Below are 20,135 nucleotides of genomic sequence, written 5' to 3'. Positions count from 1 at the left end.
CGGCCAGGGGGCAGCGGTGCGGGCTCAGCGGCGGTGGAAGACCGCGACCGTGTAGGGCGGGACCGTGAAGGTGCCGGTGGTCTCGTCGTACGAGGCGGTGGCGGTGGTGCGGTCCGCGCCGTGGGCCTGGACGGGGTGCAGGGCGTAGGGGTGGCCGGCCAGGGCGGCGACGGTCTGGTGCTGCGGGTGCGGGGTGGCGTTGAAGACGATCGCCAGGTCGGCGAGGCGCATGGTGAGCACGCCCGGCGTCTCGTCCTTCCCGGAGAGGGGGAAGGAGAGCTGCGACTGGACCGCGGCGGCGGTGCGCAGGCCGAAGGCCGGTTCCGTGGCGTGGATGCGGAGGAGGTCGCGGTAGGCGGCCGAGGCGCCCCGGATGGTGGCGCAGTCGGGGCGGAGGGCCGGGTCGGCCAGCAGGGGCTTGGCGTAGGGCCACTTGTCCTTGTTGTCGGCGGCCGGTGGCAGTCCGCGGCCGAAGCCGTTGCCGTCGGCGCAGTCCCAGTGGAGGGCGTTGAACCAGTCACCGCTGTCGAAGGAGTTGCGGTCCAGGGACTTGGAGCGGAGGAGGTCCGAGCCGGCCTGGGAGAGCGCGGGGCCTTGGGACAGCGCCGCGGTGGCGAGTGCAAGAACTTGCAGGCGGGCGCGGTCGGTTGGGCGGGTTCCTTGCGGAAGCTTGTAGGCGAGGGCGTCGTAAAGGGTTTCGTTGTCGTGCGCGTCGGCGTACGCGAGGGCGTCACCGGGGGCGGCGGCGTACCCGGCCGGGGCGCCGTTGTAGTCGACCTGCGAGCCCTTGACGCGGCGGCCGGCGGTGTCGGTGAAGGTGTAGTCGGCGAGGTTGCCGGTGAGGCCGACCTTGAGGAGGTCCTGGTAGTGGCGGAGCCGGGCCCGCTGGGCGGCCGGATCGCCGTTCGCCGGTGAGGTGTTGGGGGCCGTGAAGAGGCCCGAGCCGAAGCCCTGGACGCGCGGGTCGGCGTCGAAGGGGCCGCCGCCGCGCACCGCGTCGCGGGCCCGGTCGTCGAAGGTGGCGATGCCGGTGCCGGCCATGTTCCGCTGGGTGGCCTGGACGAAGCGGGCGTCGTTCGCGGCCTCGCCGAAGTTCCAGCCCTCGCCGTAGAGGATGATCTTCTTGCCGTCCACGCCGTCCCGGGCCGGGGTGAGCGCGTCGAGGGCCTTGCGGACGGCGAGGATGTTGGCCTTCGGGTGGTGCCCCATGAGGTCGAAGCGGAAGCCGTCGACCTTGTACTCCTTGGCCCAGGTGACGACCGAGTCGACGACGAGCTTGCCCATCATGGTGTGTTCGGGCGCGGTGCCCGAGCAGCAGGTGGAGGTGGCGACCGTGCCGTCGTCGAGCAGCCGCTGGTAGTAGCCGGGGACGATGCGGTCGAGGACCGAGTGCGGGTCCTGGCCGGAGGCGGCGGTGTGGTTGTAGACGACGTCCATGACGGTGCGCAGGCCGATGCCGTTGAGGCCCTGCACCATGCGGCGGAACTCGACGGTGCGGGCGGCGCCTCGGGGGTCGGAGGCGTACGAGCCCTCCGGCACGGTGTAGTGCAGCGGGTCGTAGCCCCAGTTGTACGCGTCGCGGGCGGCCGCCCTGGTCACGCACTCCTGCTGGCTCTCGGAGTCGGGCGCGTAGGAGGCGAGGTCGCAGCGGGGGCGGTCCTGGTCGGCGCGCTTTTCGGGGACGGTGGCACCGTCAAAGGCCGGCAGCAAGTGGACGTAAGAAGTTCCGGCCGCTGCAAGGGATTTCAGGTGCCGCATGCCGTCGGACCCGCGGTCGGTGAAAGCGAGGTACTGGCCGGGGTGGCGGGAGGTGCGGTCCTCGACGGAGAAGTCGCGGATGTGCAGTTCCTGGATGCGGGCCCGGCGCAGCGGCACCGCGGCGGGCTTGTGCAGGCCGGCCCAGCCCGTGGGGGCGAGCCGCGGGTCGTCGAGGTCGACGACCAGGCTGCGGGCGGAGTCGGCGGTCAGGGCGGTGGAGTACGGGTCGGTGACCTTGTTGGTGACGGTCCTGCCGACCGTGGGCGCCCAGACGGTGACGAGGTAGCGGTAGGGCTTCCCGGCCCAGTCGCGCGTGCCCTGGACGCGCCAGACCCCGCTGCGGTCGTCGCGCCGCATCGGGACCGTGCGGCCGTCGAGTTCCAGGGCGACGGTGCGGGCGGTGGGCGCCCATACGGAGAGGGTGGGGCGGCCGTGGTGGAAGACCGGTCCGAGTGCGGCGTGCCGGGCCCGCGCGCCGTAGAGGTCGTCGAGAACTCCGGGTATCTGCACGCCGGTTGTGGTGCGCCGGCCGTCCGCGGTGCGCTGGGCGGCGACCAGGCGTCCGCGCAGCGCCGTACGGGCGAGGCCGCGGTCGCGGGGGTCGACGGTGAAGGCCGGATAGCCGGTGAGGTGCGGGAAGGCGGCCCGTTCGGCGGGGGTGAGGCGGCCTGGGGTGAGCCGGAGGCGCCTGCCGGCCGCCCCTGCCCGTCCGGTGTCGAACTCCAGCTGGGCGGCGGAGGGTTCGGCGCCCTTCCAGACCACGGTGTCGCGGTCGATCCACTGCGCCAGGGCCGGCTGCGGTCCGGACGGGGCGGCGTGCGCCGGCTGCGCGGTCGGTGCGGTGAGGAGGCCGGTGGCGCCGAGGGCGAGGACGAGGACGGCGGCCAGGCGCCGGCCGGGCCGGCGTGCGGTGGAGGACATGGCTCATGGTTCTATCCGCGACGATCCAGCGTTGCAAGACCTTACGCAAGACATTGCAAGGGTGTTACGTTGCTGGAGCAGCCGGCCCGGCCGGCCGGAGGCCCACCACAACGGGCCCTACGCGCCCGGCCGGCCGGACCGGCCCCATCGGCTCCCGTCCGCGTCCCGCACGGCCCCGTGAAGTGGCGCATAGTCACCCATGTCCCCGAACGGCCCGAGTTGCCCGAGCCCGAGCGGGGAACCCGCCCCCCGTGATCGACACACCTGACAACGACACCACCGCCACACCGGACCACGACGACGCGACCCGCCGCTACTACGAGACCGGCGACGTCGATGCCTTCTACGACGCCGTCTGGGGCGGCGAGGACATCCATGTCGGCATCTACGCCGAGGGCGACGAGCCGGTCGCGGAGGCCTCGCACCGTACCGTCGAGCACGCCGCGGACAAGGTCGCCGACCTGCTCGGCCCGCACGCCACCGTGCTCGACCTCGGCTCCGGGTACGGCGGCTCGGCCCGCGCGCTCGCCGCCCGCTTCGGCTGCCGGGTCGCGGCCCTCGACCTCAGCGAGGCACACAACCGGCGGCACCGCGCGGCCAACGCCCGGCGCGGCCTGGACGGTCTGATCGAGGTCGTCACCGGCTCCCTCAACGACCTGCCCTACGAAACCGGGCGGTTCGACGTCGTCTGGTCCCTTGAGGTCCTGTGCCACGTCGAGGACCGGGAAGGCGCCTTGAGCGAGGCGGTACGCGTGCTGAGACCGGGCGGCGCCCTGGTCTTCTCGGACATCATGGCGCCCGGGGAGCCCCCGGCCGAGGCGGTACGGCCCGCGTTCGCCCGGCTCGGCGTGCGGACCCCGGCGACACCGGACTTCTACCTGCGGCAGCTGTCCGAACTCGGCCTCAAGGGCGCCGACTTCGAGGACCGCACCGCGGACCTCGCCACCCACTACGCCCGCCTCGACGAGGACGTCCACCGGCGCGCGGCCGAACTGCGGGACCGGATCAGCCCGGCCTACGTCGACGACCTGCTGGCCAACCTCCCCCTCTGGACCGACGTCACCCGCCGCGGCCTGCTGCGCTGGGGCCTCTTCCACGCCCGGCGCTCCGCCGTCTGAGCCGTACACCCGAGCCGGCGGGGCAGTCGGCACCGGCGCCGGCGGTCACCCCGGCGCCGGCCCCGTCGACCCCCGTACGACCAGTTCCGGCTGGAAGACGAACTCGGTGCGGCGGGCCGGGTCCCGCTCGCCGCGGTCCCGGTCGTGGATCTCCTCGATGAGGGCCCCCACCGCGGCGGTCGCCATCGCGTGCACCGGCTGCCGGACCGTGGTCAGCGGCGGGTCGGTGAAGGCGATCAGCTGGGAGTCGTCGAAACCGACGACGGAGAGGTCGCCGGGCACGCCCAGGCCCCGGCGGCGCGCCGCACGGACGGCCCCCAGCGCCATCAGGTCGCTGCCGCAGACGATGCCGGTGCAGCCCTGGTCGAGCAGGGAGGCGGCCGCCGCGTCACCGCCCTCGACGCTGAACAGCGTGTGCTGGACGAGTCGTTCGGCCTGCCCCCTCGACAGGCCGAACGACTCGCCCAGCGCCGCCACGAATCCCTCGGCCTTGCGGCGGGACGGGACGTAACGGACCGGACCGACCGCCAGGCCGATCCGTTCGTGCCCCAGCTCGGCCAGGTGACGCACCGCCATCCGGGCCGCCGCCCCGTCATCGGGCGAGACGAACGGCGCGTCGATCCCGGGGTGGTAGCCGTTGATCAGGACGTACGGCACCCCGCGGGCGGTCAGGCGGGCATACCGGGACGGATCCGCGCCGGTGTCGGCGTGCAGACCGGAAAGGAAGACGATGCCGGTGACGCCGCGCTCCTCCAACTGCTCGACGAGTTCGTCCTCGGTGGCCCCGCCCGGCATCTGGGTGCACAGGACCGGGGTGTAGCCGTGGCCGGCCAGCGCCTGCTCGATGATCTGCGCGAAGGCCGGGAAGATCGGGTTGGTCAGCTCGGGGATGACCAACCCGACCAGACCCGCGCTGCGGCGCCGTAAGCGGACCGGCCGCTCGTGGCCGAGGACGTCCAGCGCGGCGAGCACCCGCTGCCGGGTGCCCGCCGCCACGCCCGCCCGGCCGTTCAGCACCCGGCTCACGGTCGCCTCGCTGACCTGCGCCTGCGCGGCGACGTCGGAGAGCCGGGGCGGGTGGTGCGGTGGACCGGACAGGGTCACTCCGCCCACCAGACGGTGGTGTCGGCGGGCAGTTCGACGTCCGGTCCGGCGGCGTCCAGCGGACCCGACGCGAGCAGGACCCGGCCGGGGGCGGGGATCGAGACCGCCTCCGGGGTGGTGTTGGCCGTGCAGACCAGGCCGCCGGGGCGGCGGAAGGCCAGGACGCCGGCGGGGGCGTCGAGCCACTCGACGGCGTCCCCGGCGCCGAGACCGGGGTGGCTGCGCCGCAGGGAGAGCGCGGTGCGGTAGAGCTCCAGGGTGGAGGACGGGTCGCCGGTCTGCGCCTCGACGGTGAGCGGGGCCCAGTCGGCGGGCTGCGGCAGCCAGCTGCCGCCGGTTCCGAAGCCGTACGGCGCCGCCTCGCCGCTCCACGGCAGCGGCACCCGGCAGCCGTCGCGCAGGCCGTCCTGGCCGCTGTTGCGGAAGAAGGACGGGTCCTGGCGGACCTCGTCGGGCAGGTCGGTGACCTCGGGCAGCCCCAGTTCCTCGCCCTGGTAGACGTACGCGGAGCCGGGCAGGGCCAGCATCAGCAGGCCGGCGGCCCGGGCCCGCGCGAGGCCGCCGCCGAGCCGGGTGCGGTGCCGCACCACGTCGTGGTTGGAGAGCACCCAGGTCGTGGGCGCGCCGACCGGGCGCATCGCGTCCAGGGAGGAGTCGATCGCCTCCCGCAGCGCGTCCGCGTCCCAACCGGTGTTCAGGTAGTGGAAGTTGAACGCCTGGTGGAGCTCGTCGGGGCGGAGGTAGAGCGCGGTGCGTTCGGCGGTGGGCGTCCACGCCTCGGCGACCGCGATCCGCTCGCCCGGGTACTCGTCGAGGACGGTGCGCCACGAGCGGTAGACGGCGTGCACCCCGTCCTGGTCGAAGAAGGGCAGGGCCTGGTTGCCGAGGAGGGTGAGCTGCTCGGCGTGCCCCATGTCGGGCAGCCCCGGGGCCTTGACCAGCCCGTGCGCGACGTCCACCCGGAAGCCGTCCACCCCCAGGTCCAGCCAGAAGCGCAGGATGGAGCGGAACTCGTCCTGGACAGCGGGGTGGTCCCAGTTGAAGTCGGGCTGTTCGGGCGCGAAGAGGTGGAGGTACCACTCGCCGTCGGGGACCCGGGTCCAGGCCGGCCCGCCGAAGAGGGACTCCCAGTCATTGGGCGGGAGTTCACCGTTCTCGCCACGGCCCTTGCGGAAGTGGAAGCGTTCCCGGGCGGTGGAACCGGGGCCCTCGGCCAGCGCGCGGCGGAACCACACGTGCTGGTCGGAGCAGTGGTTGGGGACGATGTCGACGATGATGCGCAGGCCCAGCCCGTGGGCGTCGCGGATGACCGCCTCGGCGTCGGCCAGGGTGCCGAACATCGGGTCGATGGCCCGGTAGTCGGCGACGTCGTAACCGGCGTCGGCCTGCGGCGAGGCGTAGAACGGGCTGAGCCAGACGGCGTCCACGCCCAGGTCCCGCAGATACGGCAGACGAGCGCGGATGCCTGCCAGGTCGCCCATGCCGTCGCCGTTGCCGTCGGCGAAACTGCGCGGGTAGACCTGGTAGATCACCGCGTCCCGCCACCAGTCGGTGGCACGGGTGGGGTGGTGCTGGGTCATCCATAACTCCTTGCGTGGAAAAACTGGCCTTCAAGCCTGGGAAAGGGGCCGCCCGCATTCCGGCGTCGCATAGTGGCGGGCCCGAGTGGGCCTGGGTTCTGGCCAGTGCTTGGCCGCTCACATGTGGCGTCACTAGCGTGTGAGCCATGGCGACTTCCCCTGTGAAGCGGGCGTTCAAGTACCGCTTCTATCCGAGTGAGGTGCAGGCGGCTGAGCTGTCGCGCACATTCGGCTGTGTGCGGAAGGTCTACAACCTGGCGTTGGCTGCACGAACGAAAGCGTGGTCGCGGCAGGAGCGTGTGAACTATGCGCAGACCTCGTCGATGCTGACGGAGTGGAAGAAGTCCGAGGAGCTCGCCTACCTGTCCGAGGTCTCTTCCGTTCCCTTGCAGCAGTCGCTCCGTCACCTGCAGGCTGCGTTCGTGTCGTTCTGGGGCAAGCGGACTCGGTACCCCCGCTTCAAGTCGCGTAAGAGATCCCGCGCCAGTGCGGAGTACACCCGGTCCGCGTTTCGCTACCGGAACGGGGAGCTGACCTTGGCGAAGATGACAGACCCACTGGACATCGTGTGGTCCCGCGCCCTGCCCGAAGGGGCGGAGCCGACGACGGTGACCGTCTCCCGGGACGCTGCCGGGCGCTGGTTCGTGTCCCTTCTGTGCGAGGACACACCGGCCACGATGCCCGCCGCCGCGGGCGCGGTCGGCATCGACGTCGGGGTCACGAGCCTGGTGGCCCTGTCCACCGGGGAGAAGGTCGCCAACCCCCGCCACGAACGCGGTGACCGCCCCCGCCTGGCCCGGGCGCAGCGGGCGCTTTCCCGCAAGGCCGAGGGAAGCAGAAACCGGCAGAAAGCCCGACGCAAGGTGGCCAGGGTGCATGCTCGCATCGGCGACCGGCGCCGGGACTTCCTTCAGAAGCTGACCAGTCGACTCGTGCGCGAAAACCAAACGCTCGTGATCGAGGACCTGACTGTCCGCAACATGGTCAAGAACCGCAAGCTCGCCCGCGCCGTCTCCGATGCGTCGTGGGCCGAGCTGCGCAGCATGCTGGAATACAAGTGCGCCTGGTACGGGCGCGAGCTGATCGTCATCGACCGATGGTTTCCCAGCTCCCAACTGTGTTCGGCGTGCGGCACCATCGCGGCGAGGCTGCCGCTCAACGTCCGTACCTGGATGTGCGCTTGCGGAGCGACCCACGACCGGGACGTGAACGCGGCGAAGAACATTCTGGCCGCCGGGCTGGCGGTGACAGTCTGTGGAGACGGTGTGAGACCTCAACGGAACACTCCTGAGAGGCAGCGGTCAGCGAAGCAGAAAATCCGACCCGCGAGGGAAGGAATCCCCGCTCCTCGGAGCGGGGAAGAGGTCAACCCTTGGTGGTGCCCGCCGTGAGGCCGGCGACGAGGTGGCGTTGGGCGAAGGCGAAGACGAGGGCGGCCGGGACGGCGATGATCACGGCGGCGGCGGTCATCGAACCCCAGTCGTTGGTGTACTGGTTGACGAAGGTCTGCAGCCCGCCGGCGAGGGTGAGGTTCTCCTCGCCGGTCATGAAGGCGGAGGCGTAGGCGACCTCGGCCCAGGCGGTGACGAAGGTGTAGAAGCCGGTGACGGCGAGGCCGGGGCGGGCCAGCGGCAGGACGAGCCGCCAGAAGGTGCCGAACGGGTTGAGGCCGTCGACCCGGCCGGATTCGTCGATCTCCACCGGGATGGTGTCGAAGTAGCCCTTCATCATCCAGGCGCAGAACGGGACGGCGATGGTCAGATAGGTGATGACCAGGCCCGCGGGCTGGTTCAGCAGGCCCAGGGTCGCCATGAGGTTGTAGAGCGGCACGATGAGCACCGCGACCGGGAACATCTGGGTGATCAGCAGCAGCCACATCAGCGGGCGCATGCCGGGGAAGCGGAAGCGGCTGACCGCGTAACCGGTGGTGGCGGCGATGAAGACGCCGAGGACGGTGGTCAGCCCGACGATCACCACGGAGTTCTTGAACCAGGTCAGGAACTCGGTGTCGGCCAGTACGTGGGTGTAGTTGGCGAGGGTGAAGTGGCTGACGAGGCTGGTGGAGAAGGCGTCGTTCTTCGGTTTGAAGGACGTCACCAGCAGCCAGAGGGGCGGGAAGACGGCCACCACGGCGGCGAGGGCCAGACCGGTGTGCAGTCCGGCGGATGCCAGGCGGGAGCGCTCGCCTCGTTTGCGGGTCATCGGGGTGGTCACCACACCTCTCCCTGCTTGCGCAGCGCCCGGCGGTAGACGACCGCGACGGCGGAGAGCATGAGCAGGATCAGGACGCCCCAGGCCGCGGACTCGGAGAAGTTGCGCGGGCTGTCGACGAAGGAGAGCCGGTAGGCGTAGGTCACCAGGATCTCGGTGGCGTCGCCGGGGCCGCCCCGGGTCAGCAGGAAGATCACCGGGAACATGTTGAAGGTCCAGATGGTGGAGAGCAGGATCACGGTGCTGCTGACGGCGCGCAGTCCGGGAACGGTGATGTTGCGGAACCGCTGCCAGGCGTTCGCGCCGTCCATCTCCGCGGCCTCGTAGAGCTCGGCGGGGATGGAGGTCAGGCCGCCGAGCAGCGCGACGAGCATGAAGGGCACGCCGAGCCAGACGTTGACGGCGACGACCGAGAGCTTGGCCCAGGTGGGGTCGTTGAGCCAGGGCACGGCGTCGATGCCGCCGCCGGCCAGCAGCTTGTTGAGGATGCCGCTCTTCTCGTTGTAGAGCATCCGCCAGGTGAAGACGGAGATGAACGCGGGGATGGCCCAGGGCAGGATCAGCGCGAGGCGGTAGAAGGTGCGGCCGCGCAGCTTCCGGTTGAGCATGGTGGCCAGCGTGAGGCCGAGGAGGAAGGTGAGGCCGACGCAGGCGACGGTCCACACGACGGTCCAGCCGAGGCGGTCCCAGAAGACGCCGTCGGAGAGCACCGCCTTGTAGTTGTCCAGGCCGGTGAACTTGTAGGTGGCGGGGATGTGGTTGACGCCGATGTTCCGCTCGACGTTGGCCTCGTTGGCGTCGGTGAGCGAGAGGAAGACGCCGCGGGCCAGCGGATAGCCGATGATCACCCCGATGACGAGCACGACCGGGGCGACCATCGTCCATGCGTACCAGTGGGTGCCGAAGGCCCGGCGCACCCGTACAGCAACGGTCACTTGTAGTCCTTGAGCAGCTTCCGGTAGGCGTCGCCGGTCGCCTTGGCGGCCTGCTCGGGCGTGGCGGAGCCGGTGAGGACCTTGTTCATCTGGACCTTGATCGGCTCGAAGAGGGAGTTGCCTTCGGCGATCCAGGGGCGCTGGACGGCGCCGTCGACGGCGGGCTTGAAGAACTTGACCATCTCGTTCTTCTTGACGGCCGGGACGTCGTAGACGGACCTGCGGGTGGGCAGCAGGCTGAGCTGCTCGGTGGTCTGCTGCTGGACCGCGGCGGAGCTCATGTACTTGACGAAGGCGTAGGCGGCGCGGAGGTTTTTGCTGCCGGCGTAGACGGAGAGGTTCCAGCCGCCCTGCGGGGAGCCCTGGGCGGCGCTGCCGGCCGGGACGGGGGCGACGCCGAGGTTCTCCTTGTCCTTGAAGGCCTTGCCGGCGCGGGCGGCCTCGATGTCCCAGGGGCCGTCGATCGCCATCGCGACGGTGCCGTCCTTGAGGGCCTTGAGCTGGTTCTCCTGGCCGTCGGTGGCGTCGGTGACGGCGGCCTTGGAGTCGACCAGGTCCTTGAGGGTCTTGAACGCCTTGACGCCGGCGCCGTCGTCGATCTGGACGACCTTGTCGCGGGCGTCGACCATGTTGCCGCCCTCGCCGTAGAGGTAGGGCAGGAACCAGTAGGGGTCGTCACCGCGCAGGTAGAGGGCGGTGGCGCCGGTCTTGGACTTGATCTTCTTGGCGGCGGCGGACAGGTCGGCGAAGGACTTGGGGACCTCGACGCCGGCGTCCTTGAGGAGCTTCTTGTTGTAGAAGAGGCCCAGGGTGTCGATGACCTGGGGCGCGGCGTAGGTCTTGCCCTTGAACTTGGTGGAGCCGACGGCCTGCGGGAGGTAGTCGTCGGTCTTGTCGAGGGCGGGGGTGCCGTCGAGCGGGGCGAGGTAACCGAGGTTGGCGAAGTCGGCGGTCCAGGCGACCTCGGTGCGCATCACGTCGGGGGCGCCGGAGTTGCCGCCGGCGGCGTTCTTGAACTTGGCGTTGGCGTCGCCGAAGGGGACGTTCACATAGTTGACGTGGACCTTGGGGTGTTCCTTCTGGAAGGCCTCGGCAAGCTTGCGGTAGGTCGTCTTCTCGGTGTCGTTGGAGGTGTCCCAGTAGGTAACGGTTCCCGACAATTCGCCGCCGCTGTCCGTGTTTCCTCCGTCGTCACCCCCGCCGCACGCCGTCGCCGCCAGTGCCAGGCCCGCTACCAGCGCGGTGGCGATCGCGCCCCGTATGCCACGCCGCATGTGAACTCCTTAGGGAAATGCCTCAGATGGCGGTCAGGAACGTAACAGCGCTGCAAACAAACCGAAAGACCTTGCGGCAAATTGCTGCAAGGCCACTGGAAGGTATTGCAACGGGATGTCCGGAAAGAGACCCTGGAGGGGCCTGCGGCACCGTCACCCGGCGACCGCCCGAGCGTTGACTCCGTGAAGGCACACCCCTGCCTCGCGGCCCCGCCTCTCATGACTCTTCACCTCGACAGGGACGGCAGATGACCCAGGAGCTCACTTCCCCCAGCCCCGCCCCCCAGGTGCCCGGACCGGGCCGCGGTCCGGGGTGGTGGCGCGACGCCGTCATCTACCAGATCTACGTGCGTTCCTTCGCCGACAGCGACGGCGACGGCATCGGCGATCTGCGCGGGGCCCGCGCGCGGCTGCCGTACCTCAAGGACCTCGGCGTGGACGCCGTCTGGCTCACGCCGTTCTACGCCTCGCCGCAGGCCGACGGGGGCTACGACGTCGCCGACTACCGCACCGTCGACCCGCTCTTCGGCACCCTCCAGGACGCCGACGACCTGATCCGCACCGCCCACGACCTGGGCCTGCGGGTGATCGTCGACGTCGTCCCCAACCACACCTCCGACCGGCACCCGTGGTTCCGCGACCCCGGGCTCGCCCGGCGGCGGTACGTCTTCCGCCCCGGCCGCGGCGAGCACGGCGAACTCCCGCCCAACGACTGGGAGTCGGTCTTCGGCGGCCCGGCCTGGACCCGCACCGACCGCGGCGACTGGTACCTGCACCTCTTCGCCCCGGAACAGCCCGATCTGGACTGGGACAACCCGGACGTGCACGCCGAATTCGAGGCCATCCTGCGCTTCTGGCTCGACCTCGGCGTGGACGGCTTCCGGGTCGACGTCGCACACGGCATGGTCAAGGCGCCCGGCCTGCCCGACATCGGCCACGGCCAGCAGGCCAAGCTGATCGGCAACCAGGTCCTGCCGTTCTTCGACCAGGACGGCGTGCACACCATCCACCGCACCTGGCGCCGGCTGCTGGACGGCTACGGCACGGACCACGGCAAGCAGGTGATCGGCGTCGCCGAGGCCTGGGCCCCGACCCCCGAGCGGCTGGCGCTCTACGTCCGCCCCGACGAACTGCACCAGGCGTTCAACTTCCAGTTCCTGAACACCCCTTGGCGGGCCGACGCACTGCGCCGGGTCATCGACGACTCGCTCGCCGCCACCACGTCGGTCGGCGCCCCGACGACCTGGGTGCTCTCCAACCACGACGTGGTCCGGCACACCACCCGGCTCGGCGGCGGCCTCGCGCGGGCCCGCGCCGCCACCCTGCTGATGCTGGCCCTGCCCGGTTCCGCGTACCTCTACCAGGGCGAGGAACTGGGCCTGCCCGAGGTCACCGACCTGCCCGACGAGGCACGACAGGACCCGGCGTTCTTCCGCGGCCACGCCTCCGGGAAGAGCGGCCAGGACGGCTTCCGGGACGGCTGCCGGGTCCCGCTCCCCTGGTCCGGCGAGGCCCCGCCGTACGGCTTCGGGCCGGGCGGCAGCTGGCTGCCGCAGCCCGCCGACTGGCGCGCCCTGACCGTCGCCGCCCAGACCGGCGACCCGTCCTCCACCCTGGAGCTCTACCGCACCGCGCTCGCCCTGCGGCGGGAGCTGCCGGGCCTGGGCGACGGGGAGATGAGCTGGCAGCCCTCCCCCGACGGGGTGCTCGCGTTCACCCGCCCCGGCATGGTGTGCACCGTGAACACCCTCGGGCACGAGGTCGAGATCCCGCTCCCCGGCTCTCCGCTGCTGTCCAGCGCCCCGGTGGCCGTCAACGGCACGACGGCCGCGCTGCCCGGTGACAGCTGCACCTGGTGGGCAACCCGGTGACAGCTGCACCTGGTGGGCAATCTGACAGCCGGACGGTAAGGTCCCACCCATGACCGCCCGGCTGGCAGACATCGCAGCGCAGGCGGGTGTCAGCGAGGCCACCGTCAGCCGGGTTCTCAACGGGAAGCCCGGCGTCTCCGCCACCACCCGCCAGTCCGTGCTGGCCGCCCTCGACGTGCTGGGCTATGAACGCCCGGTGCGGCTGCGGCAGCGCAGCGCGGGCCTGGTCGGGCTGATCACGCCCGAGCTGGAGAACCCGATCTTCCCGGCGTTCGCCCAGGTCATCGGGCAGGCGCTGACCCGCCAGGGCTACACCCCGGTGCTCGCGACGCAGACCCCGGGCGGCTCGACGGAGGACGAGCTGACCGAGATGCTGGTCGACCGCGGGGTGGCCGGCATCATCTTCGTCTCCGGGCTGCACGCCGACACCTCCGCCGACATGCAGCGCTACGAGCAGCTGCGCGGCCAGGGCGTGCCCTTCGTGCTCATCAACGGCTTCTCCGACAAGGTGCAGGCGCCGTTCGTCTCCCCCGACGACCGGGCCGCGGTGGACCTGGCCGTCACCCACCTCGCCGCCCTGGGCCACCGGCGGATCGGGCTGGCGCTCGGTCCCAAGCGCTTCGTGCCCGTCCAGCGGAAGATCGAGGGCTTCGTCCGGGCCATGCAGGAGCGGCTGGACATCGGTCCGGCCGAGGCGGCGCCGTACATCCAGCACTCCCTCTACACCCTGGAGGGCGGGCAGGCCGCGGCGAGCGCGCTGATCGAACGGGGCGCGACCGCCATCGTCTGCGCCAGCGACATGATGGCGCTCGGTGCGATCCGGGCGGCCCGGCAGCGCGGACTGGACGTACCGCGCGACATCTCGGTGGTCGGCTTCGACGACTCCCCGCTGATCGCCTTCACCGACCCGCCGCTGACCACGATCCGGCAGCCGGTCACGGCGATGGGCCAGGCCGCGGTCCGCGCGCTCCTGGAGGAGGTCGGCGGCACCCCGGCGCCGCACAGCGAGTTCGTCTTCCACCCCGAGCTGGTGGTCCGCGGCTCGACCGCGTCGGTCCCGAAGGCGGCCCGGATCCCCAAGCCGCTGCGGGCCACCTGACGGGCCGTCTCGGGGTCCGCCCTGGGGTCCGTCTCAGGGTCCGTCCCTGAGAACGGCCGGGGCCGCGTGTCCGCCTCAAGTGCCATATGACGGGTCGAATACCCGACCGAAGGATGATCGGCGACACACCCCTTTCTGGCAGACTGTCTGCCTATGGGTGATGCGCTGACGAGGACTCTGGACGGCCTGCCGACCACCCCGCCACCCAAGGGGGACCGAGCGGACCCGCCGGTGGAAGAGGGCCGACTGGCCCGCTTGCGTACCCCCCGCGCTCCCCGGCTCTGGTTCGAGATCCTGCTGATCGCGGTCAGCTACTGGATCTACTCGATGATCCGCAACGCGGTGCCGGAGCAGAAGGCGAAGGCGCTACGGAACGCGGACTGGATCTGGCAGGCCGAGCACTCCCTCGGCATCGCCGTCGAGCACACCGTCAACCACGCGGTGAACTCGGTGACCTGGCTGATCGTGTCGATGAACTACTACTACGCGACGCTGCACTTCATCGTGACGATCGGGGTGCTGATCTGGCTCTACCGCTGGCACCCGGGCCGGTACGCGGCGGCCCGGCTGGCCCTGTTCGCCACCACCGGCGTCGCGCTCATCGGCTACTACTTCTATCCGCTGGCGCCGCCCCGGCTGATGCCGGACGGCGGCTTCATCGACACCCTCATCGACCACGGCACCTGGGGCTCGATGGCGTCCGGCAACCTCGCCTCGATGTCCAACCAGTACGCGGCGATGCCGTCGATGCACATTGGCTGGTCGCTGTGGTGCGGCATCACGATCGCCATGCTGGCGAAGCCGGTGTGGGCCAAGGCGCTGGGGCTGCTCTACCCCAGCATGACGCTGCTGGTCATCGTCTCCACGGCCAACCACTTCTGGCTGGACGCGCTGGGCGGCGTACTGTGCCTGGCCTTCGGCTTCGGCCTGGCCGGCATCTGGTTCGGCACGTTGCCGCATCGGCTTTCTCCGCACGTTGTCGTCTGACCGTGCGCTTTGCGGCGCCTCCCACGTACCTGTCTGTCCCGCCGTGGTGGTTTCTCGCCGTTGCGCTTTGCGGCGCCCCGCACGTACCCGTCTGACCCGCCGCGGTTGTTGTTCGCCGTTGCGCCTGCGGCGGGCTGGGTTTGTTGTGGGTGCGGTGACGGGCCTCCGGGGCCGGTTGTGTGGACTGCTGACGCTTTACGTCCACACAACCGGCCCCTCCGGCCCGTCCCCTCCCGTGAGAGGGAATGTGAAGGACGGTGGGGGTGCACGTAATGCCCACGTGCCCGCAGGCAACAGATCACGCCCGCCCCCAACCAGCTCAGCAACTCCCCCTCACGGGAGGGGCTGGACCGGAGGACGAAGTCTGGAGGGCCGGCACCGCACCCGAAACACAAACGCCCGCCGCCAGGCGCAACGGCGAGACGACCCGCGGCGGGACGGCCAAGTACGTGGGAGGCGCCGCAAACGTCAGGCTCCATAAAACACGCGCTCGACGACGCTGCGTGCCCGTCGTGTGATCCGGCGGTAGTCGTCGATCATTTCGCCGCTGCGGCCGGAGGCCTCGTTGCCGCGGCCGTTTTCGGAGGGGCGGCGGCTGAGGCCGTCCTCGTAGCCGAGGTAGCGGCCGACCGCGGCCAGTTCCCGGCCGTCGACCGGGAACGTGTCGCCGGGACGGCCGCGGACGAGCATCACCGCGTTGCGGACCCGCGCCGCCAGCACCCACGCCTCGTCCAGTATCTGGGCGTCCTCGGTGGCGATCAGCCCGGCCGCGTGTGCGGCGGACAGTGCCTCGCGGGTGCGGGTGGTGCGCAGGCCGGGGATCTCCCAGCCGTGCTGCATCTGGAGCAGCTGGACGGTCCACTCGACGTCGCTCAGGCCGCCGCGGCCCAGCTTGGCGTGGGTGGTCGGGTCCGCGCCGCGGGGCAGCCGTTCGGACTCCATCCGGGCCTTGAGCTTGCGGATCTCGCGCACCGCCTCGTCGCCCAGGCCCTCGGCCGGGTAGCGCAGCGGGTCGACCAGCTCGATGAAGCGCCGGCCGAGGTCGAAGTCTCCGGCGACCGGCTCGGCGCGCAGCAGTGCCTGGGCCTCCCACACCAGCGACCAGCGCCGGTAGTAGGCCGCGTACGAGGCGAGGGTGCGCACCAGCGGGCCGGTGCGGCCCTCCGGGCGGAGGTCCGCGTCGATGAGCAACGGCGGGTCGGAGGACGGGAGTTGGAGCAGCCGCCGCATTTCGTTGGCGACCGCGTGGGCGGCCTTGGCGGCCTCCTGTTCGTCGGCGCCCTCGCGGGGTTCGTGGACGAAGAGGACGTCGGCGTCCGAGCCGTAGCTCAGCTCGTGGCCGCCGAAGCGGCCCATGCCGATCACCGTGAAGCGGGTGGGCAGGGTGTCGCCCCACTGCGCGCGGACCGCGGCGCGCAGCGCACCGGCGAGGGTGGCGGCGTTGAGGTCGGAGAGCGCGGAGCCGACCGCGTCGACGGAGTGGCCGTGGTCGGTGTCGGCGGGGCTGAACTCCGTGCCGTACGCGCCGATCACGTCGGACGCGGCGGTGCGGAACATCTCCCGGCGGCGCACCCCGCGGGCCGCCGCGACCGCCGCCTCCGCGCCGTCCGCGCGGCCGACCGCGGCCAGCACCTCCTGTTCCAGGGCGGCGCGGGTCCGCGGCTGCAGGCCGTCGGGGGCGCCGAGCAGGGCGACCGCCTCGGGGGCGCGCAGGAGCAGGTCGGGGGCGAGCCGGCCGGCCGACAGCACCCGGGCGAGGTTCTCGGCGGCCGCGCCCTCGTCGCGCAGCAGCCGGAGGTACCAGGGGGTCTTGCCGAGCGCGTCGGAGACCTTGCGGAAGTTGAGCAGTCCGGCGTCCGGGTCGGCGGAGTCCGCGAACCAGGCGAGCAGCACCGGGAGCAGGGTCCGCTGGATGGCGGCCTTGCGGGTCACGCCGGACGCCAGCGCCTCCAGGTGGCGCAGCGCGGCCACCGGATCGGCGTAGCCGAGCGCTTCGAGGCGGTGACCGGCGGCCTTGGCCGACAGCCGGGCCTCGCCGGGCTCCAGATGGGCGACGGCATCGAGCAGGGGGCGGTAGAAGAGCTTCTCATGCAGTCGGCGCACTTCTCTCGCGTGCCACCTCCACTCCCTGCGGAGGGTGTCAACCGGCTCGGTCCGCAGCCCCAACGACCGTGCCAGGCGGCGCAGTTCGGCCTCGTCCTCGGGCATCAGGTGGGTGCGGCGCAGACGGATCAGCTGGATGCGGTGTTCGAGGGTGCGCAGGAAGCGGTAGGCGGCGTCCAGGGCGGCGGCGTCCTGGCGTCCCACATAGCCGCCGGCCGCGAGCGCGGCCAGGGCGTCCAGGGTGGTGGCACTGCGGAGGGTGGCGTCGCTGCGGCCGTGCACCAACTGCAGGAGCTGGACGGCGAATTCGACGTCGCGCAGACCGCCGGGGCCGAGCTTGAGTTCGCGTTCGACCTGCGCCGCGGGGATGTTCTCGACGACCCGGCGGCGCATCTGGCGGACGTCGGAGACGAAGTTGTCCCGTTCGGCCACCTCCCACACCATCGGGGCGAGCGCGTCGACGTACTCCTGGCCCAGGCCGAGGTCGCCGGCCATCGGGCGGGCCTTGAGCAGGGCCTGGAACTCCCAGGTCTTGGCCCAGCGCTGGTAGTAGGCGAGGTGGCTGCTGAGGGTGCGTACCAGCGGGCCGTTGCGGCCCTCGGGGCGCAGGTTGGCGTCGACCGGCCAGATCGTGCCCTCGACGGTGTTGTCCGAGCACAGCCGCATCATCCGGGCGGCGATCCGGGTCGCGGCCTGCAGTGCCTTGGCCTCGTCGACGCCGTCCTTGGCCTCGGCGACGAAGATGACGTCGACGTCGGAGACGTAGTTCAGCTCCCGGCCGCCGCACTTGCCCATGCCGATGACGGCCAGCCGGCACACCGCGGCGTCGCCGGGCGCCTCTTCGTACGAGATCTGCAGGGCGGCGCGGACGGTGGCCGTGGCCAGGTCGGCGAGTTCCGCGGCGGCCTCGGCGACGTCCGTCGTGCCGCACACGTCGCGGGCGGCGATGCCGAGGAGGGCCCGGCGGTAGGCGGCGCGCAGCGCGTCGGCGCGGGGCCGGCCGGCGCCCTGCTCGCCCCAGATGCCCTCGGCGAGCGCCTGCTCGAACTCGGGGGTGGTCGGGTGCAGATCGACGGACTCGTAGGTGACCAGCGACCGCCAGTCGCCGGGGTGGCGGGCGAGGTGGTCGGCGAGCGCCTCGGAGGCGCCCAGCACGCCCAGCAGCCGGTCGCGCAGCGGTTTCGCGGCGACGAGGGTGCTCAGCAGCGCCTGCTGCTCGTCCTCCGGCAGCGCCTCGACCAGCCGGACCAGACCCCGCAGGGCCAGGTCCGGATCGGCGGTGCCGCCGAACGCCTCCAGGAGGACCGAGTCGTCGCGGACGGCTGCGAGTTCGGGGGCATCGAGCAGTTCCCCGGCCGCCGAGGGGTCGGTGAACCCGTGTCTCAGCAGCCGGCCGAACGTGCTGCTCCGCCGTCCCTGCGGAGCGGGTAGTGCCATGGTCCAGCCTCTCGGGGGCGCGGTGGCTCAGAGCACGGGCAGCATCTTGCGCAGCTCGAAGGCGGTGACCTCCGAGCGGTACTCCTCCCACTCCTGCTTCTTGTTGCGGAGGAAGAAGTCGAAGACGTGCTCGCCGAGGGTTTCGGCGACGAGTTCGCTGCGTTCCATGAGCTCGATGGCCTCGCCGAGGTTCTGCGGCAGCGGCTCGATGCCCATCGCCCGGCGCTCGGAGTCGGTGAGCGCCCAGACGTCGTCGTCGGCGCCGGCCGGGAGCTCGTAGCCCTCCTCGATGCCCTTGAGGCCGGCGGCGAGCAGGACGGCGTAGGTGAGGTAGGGGTTGGCGCCGGAGTCGATCGAGCGGACCTCGACCCGGGTCGAGCCCATCTTGCCGGGCTTGTACATCGGGACGCGGATCAGCGCGGAGCGGTTGTTGTGGCCCCAGCAGATGTACGAGGGGGCCTCGCCGCCGGCGCCCGCGGTGCGGTTGGCGCCGCCCCAGATGCGCTTGTAGGAGTTCACCCACTGGTTGGTGACGGCGGAGATCTCGCCCGCGTGCTGGAGCAGACCGGCGATGAACGAGCGGCCCACCTTGGAGAGTTGGTACTCCGAGCCGGACTCGTGGAAGGCGTTGCGGTCGCCCTCGAAGAGCGAGAGGTGGGTGTGCATACCGGAGCCCGGGAACTCCGAGAACGGCTTGGGCATGAACGTCGCCTGGACGCCCTGCTCCAGCGCGACCTGCTTCATGACCAGCCGGAACGTCATGATGTTGTCCGCGGTCGACAGCGCGTCGGCGTAGCGGAGGTCGATCTCCTGCTGGCCGGGGGCGCCCTCGTGGTGGCTGAACTCCACCGAGATGCCCATCGACTCCAGCATCGTGATCGCCTGGCGGCGGAAGTCCATGCCGACGTTCTGCGGGGTGTGGTCGAAGTAGCCGGAGGAGTCGCCGGGGATCGGCCGGGAGCCGTCCACGGGCTTGTCCTTGAGCAGGAAGAACTCGATCTCGGGGTGGGTGTAGAAGGTGAAGCCGAGGTCGGAGGTCTTGGCCAGGATCCGCTTGAGGACGTACCGGGGGTCGGCGTACGAGGGAGAGCCGTCCGGCATCAGGATGTCGCAGAACATCCGGGCGGTGCCGGGGGCCTCGGCGCGCCAGGGCAGGATCTGGAAGGTGCCGGGGTCCGGCTTGGCGATCATGTCGGATTCGTACACCCGGGCGAACCCTTCGATGGCCGACCCGTCGAAACCGATGCCCTCGTCAAAGGCCTGCTCCAGCTCGGCGGGCGCCACCGCCACCGACTTCAGGAATCCGAGCACATCGGTGAACCACAGCCGGACGAAGCGGATGTCGCGCTCTTCCAGCGTCCGGAGCACAAACTCCTGCTGCTTGTCCATGGGTCACCAATCCTTGCAGGTCAATCGGCCTGTCCACGTACGTCGAACGACGCGCGTGGCAACCAGTATCACGTGAGGGGGTTACCGTCACATTACGCACCCTTGGCCTGAACCAGAACCGTCGACCCGTAACCCCCGCTCCGCTTCCTTCCCGCATCCTTTCCCGCAGCGAGCAAGCTCAGCGCAGCCGGCGGCGGCAATCGGGCCGCTTGGTCCAGTCTTGAAGCCGCCCTGAGGGGTCGTTGACCAGCCGTTGAGCGGGGCGTTCCCCGCCGGTCGCCGACGGTTCCGGGTGGTGACCGGGCAGTGAGCGAGCGGTGATCGGACGGGGACGGGAAGGGCTGGGGC

Annotated in this window: 13 protein-coding genes; 5 read left to right on the top strand and 8 right to left on the bottom strand. The window is 71.3% G+C overall.

The genetic code is table 11. The features are described 5' to 3' along the window. Window positions 1–24 precede the first annotated feature (24 nt). Window positions 25–2,679, bottom strand: coding sequence for a pullulanase-type alpha-1,6-glucosidase (gene pulA, locus OJ254_RS16955; RefSeq protein WP_265363009.1), 2,655 nt, complete (start codon window positions 2,677–2,679; stop codon window positions 25–27). A gap of 251 nt (window positions 2,680–2,930) precedes the next feature. Here pulA and OJ254_RS16950 point away from each other — a divergent pair, with 251 nt between their 5' ends. Further along, window positions 2,931–3,797 carry an SAM-dependent methyltransferase gene (locus OJ254_RS16950; RefSeq protein WP_265363008.1) on the top strand — a complete coding sequence of 289 codons (867 nt, stop codon included), beginning with the start codon at window positions 2,931–2,933 and terminating at the stop codon, window positions 3,795–3,797. 45 nt (window positions 3,798–3,842) lie between these two features. Here OJ254_RS16950 and OJ254_RS16945 read toward each other — a convergent pair whose 3' ends face one another. Together OJ254_RS16945 and OJ254_RS16940 are read right to left on the bottom strand one after the other, a co-directional pair. Then, window positions 3,843–4,913 (bottom strand): LacI family DNA-binding transcriptional regulator, encoded by a 1,071-nt coding sequence (locus OJ254_RS16945; RefSeq protein WP_423836023.1) that lies wholly within the window; start codon window positions 4,911–4,913, stop codon window positions 3,843–3,845. Then, the gene (locus tag OJ254_RS16940) at window positions 4,898–6,481 is read right to left on the bottom strand and encodes a glycoside hydrolase family 13 protein (RefSeq protein ID WP_265363006.1); all 1,584 of its coding nucleotides are present in this window, start codon (window positions 6,479–6,481) and stop codon (window positions 4,898–4,900) included. Before OJ254_RS16940 ends, OJ254_RS16945 begins: the two co-directional genes overlap by 16 nt. 146 nt (window positions 6,482–6,627) lie before the next feature. On the opposite strand from OJ254_RS16940, the gene OJ254_RS16935 reads away from it, so the two are divergent. Further along, window positions 6,628–7,872 carry an RNA-guided endonuclease InsQ/TnpB family protein gene (locus OJ254_RS16935; protein ID WP_265363005.1) on the top strand — a complete coding sequence of 415 codons (1,245 nt, stop codon included), beginning with the start codon at window positions 6,628–6,630 and terminating at the stop codon, window positions 7,870–7,872. On the opposite strand, the gene OJ254_RS16930 is transcribed toward OJ254_RS16935, so the two are convergent. Genes OJ254_RS16930 through OJ254_RS16920 form a run of 3 tightly spaced genes read right to left on the bottom strand, consistent with a single transcriptional unit; the run spans window position 7,847 to window position 10,901 of the window. Then, a complete protein-coding gene (locus OJ254_RS16930; protein WP_265365196.1) occupies window positions 7,847–8,683 on the bottom strand; it encodes a sugar ABC transporter permease in 837 nt (278 codons plus the stop codon). The genes OJ254_RS16935 and OJ254_RS16930 overlap by 26 nt on opposite strands. A gap of 8 nt (window positions 8,684–8,691) precedes the next feature. Next, on the bottom strand, window positions 8,692–9,570 hold the full coding sequence (locus OJ254_RS16925; RefSeq protein ID WP_423836022.1) for a carbohydrate ABC transporter permease: 879 nt from the start codon (window positions 9,568–9,570) through the stop codon (window positions 8,692–8,694). A gap of 53 nt (window positions 9,571–9,623) precedes the next feature. Continuing rightward, window positions 9,624–10,901, bottom strand: a complete 1,278-nt coding sequence (locus OJ254_RS16920; protein WP_265363003.1) for an extracellular solute-binding protein — start codon at window positions 10,899–10,901, stop codon at window positions 9,624–9,626. 248 nt (window positions 10,902–11,149) lie between these two features. On the opposite strand from OJ254_RS16920, the gene OJ254_RS16915 reads away from it, so the two are divergent. The 3 genes from OJ254_RS16915 to OJ254_RS16905 all read left to right on the top strand — a co-directional run bounded on the left by OJ254_RS16915 (window position 11,150) and on the right by OJ254_RS16905 (window position 14,858). Then, entirely contained in the window at window positions 11,150–12,772 is a 1,623-nt protein-coding gene (locus OJ254_RS16915; protein WP_265363002.1) for a glycoside hydrolase family 13 protein, read from the top strand. 49 nt (window positions 12,773–12,821) lie between these two features. Then, a complete protein-coding gene (locus tag OJ254_RS16910; protein ID WP_265363001.1) occupies window positions 12,822–13,871 on the top strand; it encodes a LacI family DNA-binding transcriptional regulator in 1,050 nt (349 codons plus the stop codon). A gap of 153 nt (window positions 13,872–14,024) precedes the next feature. Beyond that, window positions 14,025–14,858: a phosphatase PAP2 family protein gene (locus OJ254_RS16905; protein WP_265363000.1), complete on the top strand. Its 834-nt coding sequence runs from the start codon at window positions 14,025–14,027 to the stop codon at window positions 14,856–14,858. Window positions 14,859–15,326: 468 nt separating this feature from the next. On the opposite strand, the gene OJ254_RS16900 is transcribed toward OJ254_RS16905, so the two are convergent. Together OJ254_RS16900 and glnA are read right to left on the bottom strand one after the other, a co-directional pair. After that, a complete protein-coding gene (locus tag OJ254_RS16900; RefSeq protein WP_265362999.1) occupies window positions 15,327–18,398 on the bottom strand; it encodes a bifunctional [glutamine synthetase] adenylyltransferase/[glutamine synthetase]-adenylyl-L-tyrosine phosphorylase in 3,072 nt (1,023 codons plus the stop codon). A gap of 27 nt (window positions 18,399–18,425) precedes the next feature. After that, on the bottom strand, window positions 18,426–19,787 hold the full coding sequence (gene glnA, locus OJ254_RS16895; RefSeq protein ID WP_265362998.1) for a type I glutamate--ammonia ligase: 1,362 nt from the start codon (window positions 19,785–19,787) through the stop codon (window positions 18,426–18,428). Window positions 19,788–20,135: the final 348 nt, after the last annotated feature.

Origin of the sequence: Streptomyces endophytica, assembly GCF_026153355.1 — a bacterium.
GTDB classification, from domain to species: Bacteria; Actinomycetota; Actinomycetes; order Streptomycetales; family Streptomycetaceae; genus Streptomyces; species Streptomyces endophytica.
This window is presented reverse-complemented; position numbering and strand designations above follow the sequence as displayed.

What these genes read in the sequence shown, in the direction of transcription:
- pulA (WP_265363009.1), bottom strand. Translation starts at nt 2,679, where the DNA reads ATGTCCTCCACCGCACGCCGGCCCGGCCGGCGCCTGGCCGCCGTCCTC.
- OJ254_RS16940 (WP_265363006.1), bottom strand. Translation starts at nt 6,481, where the DNA reads ATGACCCAGCACCACCCCACCCGTGCCACCGACTGGTGGCGGGACGCG.
- OJ254_RS16935 (WP_265363005.1), top strand. Translation starts at nt 6,628, where the DNA reads ATGGCGACTTCCCCTGTGAAGCGGGCGTTCAAGTACCGCTTCTATCCG.
- OJ254_RS16930 (WP_265365196.1), bottom strand. Translation starts at nt 8,683, where the DNA reads ATGACCCGCAAACGAGGCGAGCGCTCCCGCCTGGCATCCGCCGGACTG.
- OJ254_RS16925 (WP_423836022.1), bottom strand. Translation starts at nt 9,570, where the DNA reads ATGGTCGCCCCGGTCGTGCTCGTCATCGGGGTGATCATCGGCTATCCG.
- OJ254_RS16920 (WP_265363003.1), bottom strand. Translation starts at nt 10,901, where the DNA reads ATGCGGCGTGGCATACGGGGCGCGATCGCCACCGCGCTGGTAGCGGGC.
- OJ254_RS16915 (WP_265363002.1), top strand. Translation starts at nt 11,150, where the DNA reads ATGACCCAGGAGCTCACTTCCCCCAGCCCCGCCCCCCAGGTGCCCGGA.
- OJ254_RS16910 (WP_265363001.1), top strand. Translation starts at nt 12,822, where the DNA reads ATGACCGCCCGGCTGGCAGACATCGCAGCGCAGGCGGGTGTCAGCGAG.
- OJ254_RS16905 (WP_265363000.1), top strand. Translation starts at nt 14,025, where the DNA reads ATGGGTGATGCGCTGACGAGGACTCTGGACGGCCTGCCGACCACCCCG.
- OJ254_RS16900 (WP_265362999.1), bottom strand. Translation starts at nt 18,398, where the DNA reads ATGGCACTACCCGCTCCGCAGGGACGGCGGAGCAGCACGTTCGGCCGG.
- glnA (WP_265362998.1), bottom strand. Translation starts at nt 19,787, where the DNA reads ATGGACAAGCAGCAGGAGTTTGTGCTCCGGACGCTGGAAGAGCGCGAC.